The organism is Nesterenkonia haasae (assembly GCF_010119385.1).
GTDB lineage: Bacteria > Actinomycetota > Actinomycetes > Actinomycetales > Micrococcaceae > Nesterenkonia > Nesterenkonia haasae.
This window is the reverse complement of the sequence record NZ_VFIE01000018.1, coordinates 93,246-107,362: the sequence shown is the minus strand read 5'-3', so window position 1 is coordinate 107,362 and position 14,117 is coordinate 93,246. Positions and strand designations below refer to the sequence as shown.

Below are 14,117 nucleotides of genomic sequence, written 5' to 3'. Positions count from 1 at the left end.
GGTCCGCCTCAGGTGGTGCCGTGAGGATGGCATAAGGTGTGGGGCAGACATACATACATCGCATAGGGAGCATGAATGATCCGCATTGTGCTGGTCCGGCACGGAGAGACCGACTGGAATAAAGCCCACAGGTTGCAAGGCCGCTCCGATATCCCGCTGGCTGAATCGGGAGTCCGGCAGGCACAGGTCACTGGCGGGTTCGTCAGAGCGCAGAATCCCCAGCAGGGGTACGTATCTTCTTTGATTCGCACCCACCAGACGTTTGCGCAGTTTGGCCTCGACCTTGAGCCCAGCATCAGGCCGGATCTCGCTGAGCAGAACTTAGGCGAATGGGAAGGGGGTTACGCCGCTGAGATCAGGAACCAGTTCCCTGAGCAGTTCGAAGCATGGCGCGCCGGCACGTTCACACCCACTGACGGTGAGTCGTACCAAGAGTTGATTGACCGGATGCGCGGTGCGTTCTTCGACATCGTCCGGGCAACAGCTGATATTGAGCCCAGCCCGTCAATGGATCTGAGCTTTGATGTGCGCACTGCGGTTGCGGTGTCTCATGGAGCCGCTCTGCGTGTGTTGTTTGAGGGTCTGAAGCTGATCGATCGCCACCAGTTCATTCCGCTCACCCCAGCATCGGTGAGCGTGATCGACATCCCACTCCACCGAGGCCCGCTTTCATCCTCCCTGCCTAAGGGCGGTCTCGGTGATGGCCGGGACCAGGATGCCGAATCAGCCATGATCCGCAGTCTCACCGATGAGCAGATCGTAGATCTGTGCCGTCTGCGGTTGATCAATCTCTCGCCCGAGCTCCTCAACCCGTCGGCCACCGAGTCCGTAGCGATCGGCTGACGTTTGTCATAGGCAGATGATGACCGATGCCCTAGGCATATCGGTGCTGCACCCCGGATGCTTGGAGCATGACAGAGAGCATCATCACCATAGACGGGGTCTCCAAGTCGTACCCCGGTGGCCCAGAAGGTAGGTTCCGGGCAGTCGATGAGGTCAGTCTGACCTTCGAACCTGGAGAAGTCACGGCGATTCTCGGGCCTAACGGAGCCGGCAAAACAACCCTGATCGACATCATACTGGGGCTCAACCAGCCGGATTCGGGCACGATCACTGTGCTCGGCGGTACGCCTCGGAACGCAGTACGCACTGGGGGCATCGGGGCGCTGCTTCAGACGGGAGGCCTGCTGCCAGACCTGACAGTCAAAGAAACAGTCCACATCATCGCCGCGCTGCTGCCGGACCATGTTCCCGTCTCTGACGTCATGGAGATGGCCGGGCTGAATGAGATTTCCAGTCGTGCCGTGGGCAAATGTTCCGGCGGTCAGCAACAACGGGTCAAGTTCGCTCTAGCTCTGCTGCCTAAACCACACATCATCATTCTCGATGAGCCTACGGCCGGAATGGACGTCTCCGCCCGTCATGAATTCTGGGACCAAATGCGCGCCACAGCGGTTTCTGGCACCACAGTCCTTTTCGCCACCCACTATCTGGAGGAAGCCGAACAGTTCGCCCGGCGCACTGTGCTGATGCACCAGGGCAGAGTGATCGCAGACGGACCTACTGATGAGGTTCGGACTCAGGCCGGGGCAGCGCATGTGTCGGTCATTTGGGAAGCGACGGCGTCGGACATTCAGAGTGTCCCGGAGGTGGACTCGTACGACGTGCAGGGACACCAGGTGCGGTTCCGCACGGACGACGCTGACGCAGTGGCCCGCTACCTGCTCACCCAGACCAGTGCGCGGGGAATCACAGTCAAGCCTGCAAGTTTGGAGGAGGCTTTCATGCAGCTCATTCCGCAGCGCCACAAGGTAGGGGGCGCCGACTGATGAACATCATGACGTACATCGCCATGGATTTCTGGCGGAACCTACGGAACTTCGGGAACTCCTTCTTCATCATTGTGCTGCCCACCGCCTTGTTTCTGTTCTTCGGAGTGAGCACTGACTGGAACGACGCCATGCTGCCCAACGGCACGGGCAACGTCAGTGCCTACACGATGGTGGGGATCGCCGTCTATGGTGCGGCGACCGCCACCACCTCACTCGCTGGCTCAGCTGCCGTCGAACTTCAGCAGGGTTGGGGACGGCAGTTGGCGCTGACTTCGATGTCACATGGGATGTTCATTGCCGCGAAATCCATCATCGCCCTGGTGATGGCAGCCTTTCCCGTGGTGCTGATCTATCTTGTGGGACTCTTCACGATCACGCAGATGACCCCAGGCCGTTGGTTCTCCACTGCAATGCTGACAGTGCTGGCTTCGGTGCCCTTCGCGCTCTACGGGCTGATGATCGGTTTGGCGTTCCGGTCCGACGCCGCGGTGGGTGCGGCTTCGGGTGCCCTGGTGATATTCGGGTTTTTGGGCAACAACTTCTTCCCCTTGGAAGGAATCCTGTTAGAGATCGGGCGCTTCACACCTATGTACGGAATGACGGCATTGGCACGCTACCCGCTGACCGACGGTCAGATCGTCGCTACCGGTGACAGCGGAATGGTGGGCAGTGATCCCCTCTGGATTCTGCTGATAAGCATCACGGTGTGGAGCGCGGTCTTCGCCATCGGTTGCATTCTGCTTCAGAGCCGCCGAACAGCGCGTCGGTGAGAGGATGATGCCATGAGCACGGCCCAGGAGACTCAGACGGCTCCCATCACACAACGTGCAGAGTACCTCTACGCCGGTATCTGGGTTGTCTTCTTATCGGTACCGGTGATTGCGGTGTGGTTCAGCCAGGCAGACACCCACTGGCGAATCCTCTCCCTCGTGGCAACAGTCGTGTTCGGAGCTGTCTACCTCTGGCTCGCGTGGCGGGTTTTCGGTTCCGACCAGGAAGCCACTACGGTCCGGCTTATATTGGGCTGCAGTCTCCTGGCTGGTATCGCAGCGTTGAGCATCCCGGGAATCGGGCCATGGGTCGCGGCGTACACCCCCTACTTAGCTGCGCTGGTGATGTACACCCGGTCTCCACAAATCGGTATCCCAATTGGTGTGATGATCTGGGCGGTACCCTCCGTTGCGGCCTACATGATGAGTTCGGAACCCACTGCCTGGATCATCGCCGGTCCGGGATTCGGGCTCCTCTTCACCGCAGTCTTCCGGCTCATTGATTTCTACGACTCCCGGGACCGGGAGCGTGCCGAATCGTGGCGTGCCGCTGAGGAGCGCGACAGCATGGCTCGTGACGTCCACGATGTCCTCGGCCACGCACTGACCGTACTCACAGTCAAAGCACAATTGGCCAGACGGCTCTTCGACGTGGACCCTGACCGTGCTCAGCAGGAGCTGGCGGACATCGAACGGCTGTCCAGAGATTCCTTGGATCAGGTCCGCGCAACCGTCACCCGACTTCGAGCCCCTCAGCTGCCCGGTGAGCTAGACGTCGCGCGGTCCACTCTGGAAACTGCAGGAATCACTCCTGTGATCCGCGCTGAAGGTCAGAATGATGGCCCTGCGCTGTTGGCATGGGCGCTTCGTGAAGCTGTCACCAATGTGGTGCGGCATTCCAGCGCGACGCGCTGTGAAATCATTCTGGAAGCTGGACGTCTATGGGTGTCGGACAACGGCGTGGGCGTGGGGGAGCTCTCCGAGGGCAACGGACTGCGGGGACTGCGTGAACGGACCCGCCGGGCCGAGGCTTCGCTGGTGGTGAAGCCGGCGTATCCGGATACGGAGGAGGCCACTGCGAGTCACCCCGGAACCGTCATTGAGGTGCGACTGTGAACGCAGCCCAGCGCAAAGCCGTCAGCTTGATATTGGCCGACGACCAGGACCTCGTCAGGGGCGGCCTGACTGCCCTGCTCAACCTTGAGCCGGACTTGGAGGTCGTTGCGCAGGTGGGCAGGGGAGACCACCTGCTGGCTGCAGTGCGTGAACACACGCCAGATGTGGCGCTGGTGGACATCGAGATGCCAGGCGTGGACGGCATTGAGGCGGTCCGCCAAGTGGTCGAGGCGAAACTTCCGACCAAGTGCATGATCGTCACCACGTTCGGAAGGCCCGGCTACCTCAGACGTGCCATGAGCGCTGGTGCGTTGGGATTTGTGGTGAAAGATACTCCGGCCGAACAATTGGCCGCGATGGTCCGCAAGGTAGCAGCAGGTCAGCGGGTCGTCGACCCGGCGCTCGCGGCCGACTCACTGGCCGGTGGCATCAACCCGCTGACAGAGCGCGAACAGGAGGTCCTGCGAGCCACGGCCCGAGGAGGTTCGGTCAAGGCCATAGCCGCGCACGTGCATCTGTCAACGGGTACTGTGCGCAACCACCTCTCAGCAGCAATCGGAAAGACTGACGCGGAGAACCGGCACGACGCCGCCCGACGCGCCCTCAACAATGGTTGGATATGAGGGTGACACATGACTTTCACGAACCAGGCAAGGGGGTGCGGGAACGCATCCTCGGTGGCGGCACCGAACCCGACCCGCGCTTCACCCTGGCCAATGAGCGCACCTTCCTCTCCTGGATCCGCACCTCTTTGGCGCTGCTGGCCGGGGGAGTGGCAGTCGAGGCGCTGACCCAACAGGTTTTTGAACCTCAGGTCCGCACCGCCTTGGCTGCTGTGCTTCTGGTGCTCGGTGCCCTGCTGGCGGCAGGGGCGTTCACCCGCTGGCTGAGGATCGAACGCAGTCTGAGACATAAGCGCCCGCTGCCGCTGCCGCTGATTGCTCCGCTGCTGGGACTGGGTGCGGCCCTGATTTCGGTGGTGCTGATCATCGCGCTCGTGCAGGGTTAGCGGATGCCTGCCGCAGCGTTGACTCACCAGGACCCCGGGGTGCAGCCGGAGCGGACGCTGCTGTCCTGGACGCGGACCGCCCTGCTGCTGTTGGTCGTCGCGGGGTTCATGTTGCGCTGGGCGCCGTATCACGGCGTCGCCGTGCTCGGACTTTTCTGTGGTGCGGGACTGGTGGCTGCCAGTATCTCGTTGAGCCAGCGGCGTCGTTTGGGGGCTGCTGTGCGGGGCATCAACCAGGAGCGCTACCCGCCCGCTGTGGCCACCGTGGCTGCCCTGGCGTTGGCCGTCGTCGGGCTGGGTGTGGCGGCTTTGGTGATGCTCGCAGTGACCTAGTCGGGGCATTGGGAGAGGCCGCGACGTCGTCGTGATCGCTTTTATGCCCCTTGGCGCGGTAAGTTAGACCACCGTGGCACTGACTATTGGCATCGTGGGACTCCCCAATGTGGGCAAGTCGACCCTTTTTAACGCACTGACCCGGCAGACGATCCTGGCGGCGAACTATCCGTTCGCCACCATTGAGCCCAATGTGGGCGTGGTGAACCTGCCTGATGAGCGACTGGACAAGCTGGCCGAGATCTTCGGCTCAGCCAAGATCCTGCCCGCAACGGTCTCCTTTGTGGACATCGCAGGCATCGTCAAGGGTGCTTCCGAAGGTGAAGGATTGGGTAACCAGTTCCTGGCCAATATTCGTGAGGCGCATGCGATCGCTCAGGTGGTGCGCGTGTTCGAAGATGAGAATGTGGTCCACGTGGACGGCAAGGTGGACCCCACCAGTGACATGGAGACCATCAACACTGAGCTGATTCTGGCGGATATGCAGACCCTGGAGAATGCGATCCCCAAGCTGGAGAAACAGGTCTCAGGGAAGAAGGCTGAGAAGGCCACCCTGGATGCGTACCTGGAGGCGCAGAAAGTGCTTGAGGATGGCCGAACGGTCTTCTCTGAGGCGAAGTCTCTGGATATGGACCAGCTGCGCGGGCTGAACCTGCTGACCTCTAAGCCACAGATCTTTGTGTTCAATGCCGATGACGGTGTGCTGGGCTCAGCGGAGAAGCAGGCGGAGTTGTCCGAGCTGGTGGCTCCGGCTGACGCGGTCTTCCTGGATGCCAAGCTCGAGGCCGATCTTGTGGAGCTCTCCGCGGAAGAGGCCCGGGAGATGCTGGAGATGAACGGCCAGGATGAGTCAGGCCTGGACCAGCTGGCCAGGGTCGGTTTCCGGACCCTGGGGCTGCAGACGTATCTGACTGCTGGGCCTAAAGAGTCCCGGGCGTGGACCATCAATAAGGGTGACACGGCGCCTGAGGCAGCCGGCGTGATCCACACTGACTTCCAGCGCGGATTCATCAAGGCCGAGATCGTCAGCTTCGAAGATTTAGTGGCTGCAGGTTCCATGAATGACGCCAAGGCCGCAGGCAAAGTCCGGCTTGAGGGCAAGGAATACATCATGAAGGACGGCGACGTCGTGGACTTCAAGTTCAACGTGTGAGTGGGTGAGCTAGGGCGATGTGGCGGCGAATTTTCCTTTTGGAGATCAGACGCTTTGCATGTCTCCTGAAGGGCTAATCGATGCGGTTTCCGTGGGCTCCCGACGGCCACCCCACTGCAAAATAGTCGCGAATCAGGTTCGGGATATAGGTGGATGTTGGAGCTACGGATCCGTCGAGGAATAGATTATTAGATTCATGACGGTGGGGCTGTTGGCTGAGATTCAGAACGATGCTGGTGTAGGCATCGCCGGAATCGATTCCGATTTGTTCCTCTCGGAACCAGCCGTGAAGCCTCATGGCCCAGCCATCGGAAACGTCAATGGAAACAGACTCCTCTTGGTCGGCGATTCCGTGGACGGTTATCGCCGAAGTGAGGGTGTATGTATTTAGCTTCTGTGTCGCAAGTTGGTCCGTCGACCGGAGGAAGTACCAGACGCTGTCTATGAGGTTGTTGCATTCGAGTGCGTTCGGGGCACCCTGGTCTTGATGTTCTACCCGGTTGCGTACGTCTTTCAGGTTTTTCAAGATGAGGGGACGGATGACGCCAAGATCGTGGAGGACATCAAGGGTCGACATCTTCGCGCGCCCGAGGAGCGACTTCGCAATGTTAAGGTTATAAATTTCGTGGAGAGCTCGAATCCTTTGATCTACCGCGTTCCAGAGTTTCTGCACGACGGTACCGCGAACCACGTCATCGACTGACTGCTCGTTAAGCTTCGCTGCGAAATTCCACAAACTGTACGCACGTGACGCGGTATCAGGGTCAAGAATTGTCCATGATTCCGGGTAACTGATCCACCCATCCCAGGCGGGAGCGATGCTCAGTGACCCGGGCGGGGCTGGTTGATCAGCGGGAGGTGAGTCGTTCATGGGGGGAGTCTATAGGAATGGAGAGTCGTCGAGACGGTGCTCTTTTGGTGTCGAGCTTGCCCATACATGCAGTTTCCAAAACATAAAATCTGTCGAAGCTACTCTCGAGCATTTCAACAATGAACAGGTGCACGCGCTCATGGATCCTTGCGGTGCCGTCACGCGAGTTTGACGGTTCGACGAAGAATGGTTGGCCTTTTCGGCGACCGTTAGGTCTTCATCACTGAGGTGAGGAGCGCCGGAAAGAACCGCGGCCAGCAGGTGGGGTGGCGATTCGGTCGGTTGTGGGGCAACGCATGCTACAACGCCTACTCCATTCACAGTGCCCGTGCGGGGAACGGATCAGGCCCCTGCCGGAGGGTCAGTCTCTTCCACACTGTGTGTACTTGTGCAACTGGTCGCGGGTACGCAGGGGGCGGAACATGCACTAATCGACGACTTTACGGAAATCTTTGATGGCTCACCGCGCGGAACCCAGAACAAGCCAGCCGTTGTGACCGGCGATCAGATCATTCTTGTAGCGACTAAGCTTGATTGCTCCAGTGCTGAGAAGGCCATGACCGTGTTCCGGTCGGCGCGTCGGATCTTGAGTCGTCCGAAAGGACGAGTTCGTGGCAAGTGGGGGAGGCATCCCGTAGTGGTTGCGACGACGTAGCGTGAGTAGTATGAACGATAGACCTCGGCGACACTCCAGAAAATTGACATGCCGACGAGACGAGCAAGCGCTGAAAATCGGGGAGTCATCTGAGGTTATTCGGCTACGTAACGTGGTGGAGTTTAGGTTCAACGTTTAGTACGAGCCTCCTGACCACTGCACGAACAGTGTCTCACTTCCAGCGTCAGGCGAGGGACGTGATTTCATAGGTATGACCTGCCTCGCGCAGCCGCTCAACGAGAAGGTTACCGAGGGCGGTCGCCGGGGTCAGCGATCCTGTGGCGGGCGGCAGACGATCGCCGTCCAGGGCAAGTGAGAGGGCTGTCTCCCCGGCCATCACGGCGGTGGCGGCGTATCCCGGATCGCCGGGTCCGGCTGCGATGGCACGATAGCGCTGGCCACTCTCCGTGGAAGCAGTCACCTGAGAATGGAACCAGCCTGAGCGCCGCGCGGCCTCGCTCGGGCCTGCACCGGGCGACGGAAGGACACGGTCCAGTAATTTCCTCGTTAAGGGTAGAGCCAGTGCGGCTCCGAACAGCCGCAGGCCAAGCGCCGTCGCCCCGGCGGTGACGGCACCGACCGGCCCTCGCCCCATACCCATCACTTCGCCGTACCGCAGAGACCTACCGTAGGCCCATCCCTGCAGGGCATTGCTGCGACGTACGATCCGCGTATTCACAGACGCCATGATGAAGGGCGCGGCCCACGGGCCGTCATCCGAACGGCCGACCCACCCCAGATCTGGAGGCTGCTGGGTCGCGGGCTCCGCCGTCCGATCTGGACTGAGGGAGTAGGGATCGCCCGCAAGCGATCGCAGCACAGGGTCCGTCCGGATACCGTCGAGCTGCCCACGCATGGACTCGATGGTGCCGCCGCTGAAACCGCCCTTCGCCCTGGCCACGAGCTGCACTTCGGTCAGTCCGCCCGCGCCATCAGCCTGCGCGGCCTGGTGCAGAAGAAGCACCGCGAGGTCCGAGGGGACGGAATCGTATCCGCACGCATGGACGATCCGTGCACCTGTAGTCCTCGCAAGGGCATCCCAACGGTCTATCGCTTCACGGACAAAGGACACCTCTCCCATCAGGTCCCCGTAGTGGGTGCCGGCGCGGGCACACGCCTCGACAACCGGCAACCCATATTTCGCGTAGGGGCCCACGGTGGTGAAGAGAACTCTGGTGCCCGTGGCCATGGCTGCGAGCGAGTCAGGGCGCTGCGTATCGGCCTCAATGATGGCCCAGTCATGAGCGGCGACGGGCAGTCTGGACCGTACGGCCTCGAGCTTGACCCTCGACCTCCCCGCGAGTCCCACTCGCAGGTCCGGTGGAGCATGGTGCGCAAGGTATCCGGCAATGAGCTCCCCGACAAAGCCGGTCGCACCAAAGAGGACGAGGTCGTGGTCGAGAGTTGGGGACTCCATGCCGGCAGTCTTCCACAGCAGAGCCCGGACCGGCACCGGGGAGTGCCTTCCTCTCCTATCGCTGGAGTGCCCAGTCACGCCAAAACCAGATCACAGACCATCGTTGGTTCGCGAGGCCTGGCGCCCTGCCCAGTCCTCTAACCGCCCGAGGTTATCCGGTGACGTCACGTGGTCAACTTCAAGTTCAACGTCTAGCTCAAGCCGTTTCGAGACGGCCCCCGCTCAACGAACCGACTCGTTCTGCGTTAACTGCCGGATGTGATCTACGCTTCAGCTATGACGAATCTTCAGGGTGCGGTTGTTCTGGGAGTCGGTGCGACAGGCGGACTCGGCTCGCGAATCGCCGATCAGTTGGAGGGTGAGGGACCATTGTTGCCCGGTCCTCGAAGTCTGATGGGCACGACCTGCGTGAACCCTCTGTGATTCGTGAGGTGCTGGAAGCCACGAATGCGGAGCACGGACGTCTCGACGGTCTTGTGGTTGCGTCCGGGGTCGTCGCCTTCGGACCTGCTTCGGAGCTTGAAGCAGAGACGGTCGATGAACTGTTCGCCGTGAACACGACCAGAGCCATCCAGCTCATCACTCAGAGCCAGCCCTACCTTGCGGCCTCGGCAGAGGAAGGCTGGAAGCCCTTCGTGGTGACGCTGAGCGGCGTCGTCGCTGAGACACCTGTCGTTGGAGTGGCAGCATATTCAGCGTCGAAGGCTGGGCTTGCGGCCTTTGTTGTCGCAGCGGCGCGCGAATACCGTCGCGCAGGCATCCGACTCGTGGACGCCCGCCCTGGCCACACCGGCACATCACTGGCGGAGCACCCGATCGCTGGTTCAGCGCCGCGTTTCGGCGAGCCGCTGGATCCGGATCACGTTGCGGCACGGATCATCACTGCGATCGTCGATGGCGAAAAGGACCTTCCCAGCACGGCCTTCTGAATACCCGACTGAAGTCCCCTCTGAGCAGGGGTTATTCGATTGCGGAACGCTCTCGCCTTCAAGTTCAACGTTTAGGCGCTATGTCACGCGGTCCGGCGATGCCCGTGGCAGTGACTATCTCAGAAGAGTGGCCAGGGAACCGCTGAGGTGTCAGGGGCAGGAGCCGGAAAGCACTCTGCCAAGCGCAACGTCGTGCAGCGAGCAGCGAGCGATTCGACTTCCTCTGAGCTGAGCAGATCCGCCAGGTCTCGACCCAGGCCACCGTTGAGTCCTTCACTGAGACGATCAATGCCGTCGAGCTCCTCGGGGGTCAGAGCCTCCCCCAGCCATCCCCAAAGGACGGTGCGCAGCTTGTAGTCACTGTGGAAAGTCAGCCCATGGTCCACGCCGTGCCGGTGGCCATCCGGCATGGCCAAAATGTGGTCGCCTTTGCGGTCGGCGTTGTTCGCGACGATGTCGAACAAGGTCATGCGTCGAAGCGGCGGTGAATCTTCATGGATGAGGGTGACCATCCGTCCGTTTTGGTCCCGTCCCTCGAGAACGTGTTTCCAGCCCGTCTCCGGCACCTGATCCGATGCGACGAGGTCCACAGCGTTCTGGTCGGGGTCCTGCTCCTGCCAGAGCTGCACCATTCCTTCGCCCAAAGGGCCATCGCGGAGCCAGGTGCGCGGAACGACGCCCCAGCCCAAGGTTTGTGAGACCAGGTAGGCGGCCATCTCCCGGTGCGCCAAGCTTCCGTCGGGAAAGTCCCATAGCGGAGTTTCGCCGGCTATCGGCTTGTAGACGACGGCCACATCTCCGATGTTCCCTAGAAATGTTGCGTTGGAAGCTGTCCTGATGCGGCCGGTGAGAGTCAGCTCGGCGGTCGCGAGGTCCGTCGCCGACATCAGTCCTCTGGAAAGGCGCAGGTGTGCCCGTCTGCGTCCACTGGATAACCGCAGAGTGTGCACGCTGGGCGCCCAGCGCCCACCACCTCGCGAGTGCGCTTGGCGAATGCGCGGGCGGTACCTACAGGCATTCGCAGGACCAGCATTTCTGTCTCATCGGGGCTGTCTGCATCATGCGATTCATCGTCGGCGTCCGAGATTGGGTAGGCCTCTACCACGACCTGGGCCACAGTTGGGTCCCAGCCTAGGCTCATGGCACCGGTGCGGAAGTGCTCTTCAACGTCATCGAGCCCGTCATTGTCCACCAGTTCAATGGGAGTATTTGTGGGAACGCTGAAGGGGTTCCCTTTGACGGTGATGAGCTGGTCGAGGATTTCGTCGATCTTCTCCGCGAGCAGAGCCGACTGCTGCTTCTCAAGGGCGATGCTCACCACCCGTTGTCCGGAGCGCACCTGTAGGTAGAACGTGCGCGACCCCGGACGGCCAATGGTGCCAATGACAGCCCGATCAGGCCAGTCAAACTCGTGAACACGTGTAGACATATACATATTCTAGGCGCCGGTGGGTCACTGCGGTTCGTGCCCTGTGCCGCCACCCACCGGCGCATCCCCAGAGTGGAGGCCTTTCGACAGCCACGAAAGATCACCTGCATCCGTGTTGGTCGCGTGGACGCTGGGCCGGCCAGCGCCATAATGCACGATCGATACGGATGCGGGTCCCACGTTAATGCGCTGGAACAGGTCAAGGTGCATGCCGAGTGCGTCGGCAAGTATCGATTTGATGATGTCTCCGTGGCTCACCGCCGCCCACACGGCATCAGGGCCATGCTCGGCTTCGAAGGCTGCATCGTGGCGGCGAATCGCTGCTACCGCCCGAGACTGCATCGCGGCCATTGACTCCCCGTCGGGAAAGACGACGGCGGATGGTTGCGACTGCACTAGCGGCCACAGATCCTCAGTCGCTAGATCGGTGAGCTTACGGCCCTGCCACTGGCCATAGTCGCATTCGGTGAGATCGGGATCGACCGGCGTGTACGGCTTACCCGGCTGACGATCGAGAATGTGCTGAGTGGTCTGCTGACAACGCTCAAGGGGGCTCGACACCACCGCGACTAGGGGAACGGCCGCAAGTCGGTCTCCGGTGAGAGCCGCTTGGTCACGCCCGGTCTGGTCCAGGCTGACGCCGACGGTCCTGCCGGCCAGCACCCCAGTAGCGTTTGCGGTAGTGCGGCCGTGCCGCACGAGAATAACTGTCGCCATCAAGCAAGCCTAACCACCCCGGCGACGGCGATGTGCACGAACAAGGGCGCGCCGTTCGTCACGAAACACATCCGAGCCGCGTGGGAACTTCCGACTTAGCGGTAGGAGGTCTCTACCAGCTTGATGAGATGTTCGGCGGCAGTGGCGCTGTCATAGTCGGGATCGTGGAGCTGCTCGGTGATGATGCTGTCGATGGCTCCGCCAATGATGAGTGCCGTGGTGCGGTTTTGGCAGTTGGGGTCCAGTCTCCGGGCTGTGCGTGCGGATGCGATGATATCGGCAAGCGGCCGCCAACGCGCAGAGCTGTCACGGTCGCCGCCTTGGTTGCTCAGCGACTCAATGATCATGCGGACATGATGAGGGTTGGTTGCGAGGTAGTGGATCATTTCGCGAATGTAGGCGGCCGGTCCGTGCTCCGCCGGCGCGGCCGCCACGGCCTTGGCAACATGATCGACCAACCGCTGCAGGACGTCATGATACGCAGCCTCCACCACCGCGCCTTTGGTGGAGAAATGATGCAGGACTGCGGGCTTGCTGATTCCCGCGCGTTGGGCGATCCCAGACAGAGTGGCACCCGAGTAGCCCTTCTCTGCAACCAGCTGCACTGTCTCCTCGATGATCTGAGCCCGCCGGGCCCGCTGCGTGAAGCTCATAGTCCTGTTCGTGCGAGGCTCTTCTCTTGTCTTGTCCACAAACAGGAGTTTACCGTATGGTCGGTATATTGACCGATCGGTAAGGAGATGCTGTGGAAAAGTCGGGTAGGCGGGCTCAGCCCGATGAAAGAGAAGGTGGCATGAAGGTGCGGCCCAAGCGAGTGTGGTGGAAACGGCGTCGGGTATGGATTCCTGTAGCTGTTTTTCTCAGCTTGGTGCTTGTGGGCGTTTTCATCACACGTAGCCCGTCGCCGGTAGGTCACTGGGACAGCGCAGAGGGGCAGGATCGTTTCCTGTGTGCCTACCAGGAGGCGTTTGCGGATATGCCTGAGGTAGCCGAGACCTTCGACGTGCGTACCGACTTCGGTATGGTTCGTGCCTACCGATTCGACGGGGACGACAGTGGTGCTCCGACAGTGCTTCTTCCAGGACGTTCTTCCGGTGCGCCGGTGTGGGCGGACAATATGGCGTCGCTGCTACAAATCGGAGATGTCTACGCCCTAGACCTGCTCGGAGAGCCAGGAATGAGCGTACAGGAGCGCCCGATCAGCTCCGATGAGGACCAGGCGCAGTGGCTGCACCAGGTGCTGGAGACACTTCCGGAGGAACAGTTTCATGTGATGGGACTGTCGATAGGTGGCTGGACTGCAGTCAACCTCGCGCTGCATCACCCTGAGGCGATCCAGGCGATGACGCTTCTCGACCCCGTCTTTATCTTCGATGACATGCCTTTGGAAACGGTAGTTCGTTCGATTCCCGCGGCGTTTTCTTGGATGCCGAAATCGTGGAGGGATGGCTTCAATTCCTACACAGCCGGCGGCGAGCCCGTGGAGGACGTGCCGGTCGCCGAGATGATCGAGGCAGGAATGCAGCACTATAAGCTGCGCTTGCCTCAGCCGACACGTATCACCGAGGAACAGCTGGGTGAGCTTCAGGTGCCGGTGTTGGCCATCATCGCCGGCGAGTCTGTGATGCTTGACTCTGACGCAGCGGTGGCCGCCGCCGAACGCGCGCTGCCGCTTGGCACTGTCCATCTGTACCGGGACGCGTCGCATGCAGTTAGTGGTGAGTACCCAGAGGAGATCGCCGCTGACGTAGCCGAGTTCCTTGCAGCTGACTAGTTGAGCAGCGTCCTCGGCTGCCGCTCGGTGCGCATAGCTTTGAGTTGCCTTTTGGGTTGGATTATCATGGGCGGATATTTGTCACAACTATACCGAAATTGGTATAGTTGTG

At 61.0% G+C, this 14,117-nt stretch carries 17 protein-coding genes; 11 read left to right on the top strand and 6 right to left on the bottom strand.

Annotated elements, in window-relative coordinates; all coding sequences use genetic code 11:
• Positions 1–75: 75 nt before the first annotated feature.
• The 8 genes from FH975_RS03870 (at position 76) to ychF (ending at position 6,213) form a co-directional block, all read left to right on the top strand.
• The gene (locus FH975_RS03870; RefSeq protein ID WP_162320156.1) at positions 76–843 is read left to right on the top strand and encodes a histidine phosphatase family protein; all 768 of its coding nucleotides are present in this window, start codon (positions 76–78) and stop codon (positions 841–843) included.
• 68 nt (positions 844–911) lie between these two features.
• Entirely contained in the window at positions 912–1,829 is a 918-nt protein-coding gene (locus FH975_RS03865; RefSeq protein ID WP_162320155.1) for an ABC transporter ATP-binding protein, read from the top strand.
• Positions 1,829–2,602 (top strand): ABC transporter permease, encoded by a 774-nt coding sequence (locus FH975_RS03860; RefSeq protein WP_162320154.1) that lies wholly within the window; start codon positions 1,829–1,831, stop codon positions 2,600–2,602. The genes FH975_RS03865 and FH975_RS03860 overlap by 1 nt, the downstream gene beginning before the upstream one ends.
• A gap of 12 nt (positions 2,603–2,614) precedes the next feature.
• A complete protein-coding gene (locus FH975_RS03855) occupies positions 2,615–3,718 on the top strand; it encodes a sensor histidine kinase (protein ID WP_162320153.1) in 1,104 nt (367 codons plus the stop codon).
• On the top strand, positions 3,715–4,341 hold the full coding sequence (locus FH975_RS03850) for a response regulator transcription factor (protein WP_162320152.1): 627 nt from the start codon (positions 3,715–3,717) through the stop codon (positions 4,339–4,341). Before FH975_RS03855 ends, FH975_RS03850 begins: the two co-directional genes overlap by 4 nt.
• Complete coding sequence (locus FH975_RS03845; RefSeq protein ID WP_153078726.1) at positions 4,338–4,727, top strand: YidH family protein; 390 nt, start codon at positions 4,338–4,340, stop codon at positions 4,725–4,727. Before FH975_RS03850 ends, FH975_RS03845 begins: the two co-directional genes overlap by 4 nt.
• A gap of 3 nt (positions 4,728–4,730) precedes the next feature.
• Positions 4,731–5,060, top strand: a complete 330-nt coding sequence (locus FH975_RS03840) for a DUF202 domain-containing protein (RefSeq protein ID WP_153078727.1) — start codon at positions 4,731–4,733, stop codon at positions 5,058–5,060.
• 73 nt (positions 5,061–5,133) lie between these two features.
• Positions 5,134–6,213, top strand: coding sequence for a redox-regulated ATPase YchF (gene ychF, locus FH975_RS03835; RefSeq protein WP_162320151.1), 1,080 nt, complete (start codon positions 5,134–5,136; stop codon positions 6,211–6,213).
• A gap of 73 nt (positions 6,214–6,286) precedes the next feature.
• On the opposite strand, the gene FH975_RS03830 is transcribed toward ychF, so the two are convergent.
• The gene (locus FH975_RS03830) at positions 6,287–7,084 is read right to left on the bottom strand and encodes a hypothetical protein (RefSeq protein ID WP_162320150.1); all 798 of its coding nucleotides are present in this window, start codon (positions 7,082–7,084) and stop codon (positions 6,287–6,289) included.
• 839 nt (positions 7,085–7,923) lie between these two features.
• Complete coding sequence (locus tag FH975_RS03825) at positions 7,924–9,156, bottom strand: saccharopine dehydrogenase family protein (protein ID WP_162320149.1); 1,233 nt, start codon at positions 9,154–9,156, stop codon at positions 7,924–7,926.
• A gap of 276 nt (positions 9,157–9,432) precedes the next feature.
• Here FH975_RS03825 and FH975_RS03820 point away from each other — a divergent pair, with 276 nt between their 5' ends.
• Positions 9,433–9,579, top strand: coding sequence for a hypothetical protein (locus tag FH975_RS03820; protein ID WP_162320148.1), 147 nt, complete (start codon positions 9,433–9,435; stop codon positions 9,577–9,579).
• Positions 9,576–10,085, top strand: a complete 510-nt coding sequence (locus tag FH975_RS03815; RefSeq protein ID WP_162320147.1) for an SDR family NAD(P)-dependent oxidoreductase — start codon at positions 9,576–9,578, stop codon at positions 10,083–10,085. The genes FH975_RS03820 and FH975_RS03815 overlap by 4 nt, the downstream gene beginning before the upstream one ends.
• Before the next feature lie 119 nt (positions 10,086–10,204).
• Here the strand turns inward: FH975_RS03815 and FH975_RS03810 are convergent, their stop codons facing one another.
• The 4 genes from FH975_RS03810 to FH975_RS03795 form a co-directional block, all read right to left on the bottom strand.
• Positions 10,205–10,972 (bottom strand): SCO1664 family protein, encoded by a 768-nt coding sequence (locus FH975_RS03810; protein WP_162320146.1) that lies wholly within the window; start codon positions 10,970–10,972, stop codon positions 10,205–10,207.
• Positions 10,972–11,514 carry a DUF3090 domain-containing protein gene (locus FH975_RS03805; protein WP_162320145.1) on the bottom strand — a complete coding sequence of 181 codons (543 nt, stop codon included), beginning with the start codon at positions 11,512–11,514 and terminating at the stop codon, positions 10,972–10,974. The genes FH975_RS03810 and FH975_RS03805 overlap by 1 nt, the downstream gene beginning before the upstream one ends.
• A gap of 24 nt (positions 11,515–11,538) precedes the next feature.
• Positions 11,539–12,231: a histidine phosphatase family protein gene (locus FH975_RS03800; RefSeq protein WP_162320144.1), complete on the bottom strand. Its 693-nt coding sequence runs from the start codon at positions 12,229–12,231 to the stop codon at positions 11,539–11,541.
• Between the two features lie 95 nt (positions 12,232–12,326).
• Positions 12,327–12,923 carry a TetR/AcrR family transcriptional regulator gene (locus FH975_RS03795; protein ID WP_202923018.1) on the bottom strand — a complete coding sequence of 199 codons (597 nt, stop codon included), beginning with the start codon at positions 12,921–12,923 and terminating at the stop codon, positions 12,327–12,329.
• A gap of 53 nt (positions 12,924–12,976) precedes the next feature.
• Between FH975_RS03795 and FH975_RS03790 the strand changes: the two genes are divergently transcribed.
• Complete coding sequence (locus FH975_RS03790; protein ID WP_328821766.1) at positions 12,977–14,005, top strand: alpha/beta fold hydrolase; 1,029 nt, start codon at positions 12,977–12,979, stop codon at positions 14,003–14,005.
• Positions 14,006–14,117: the final 112 nt, after the last annotated feature.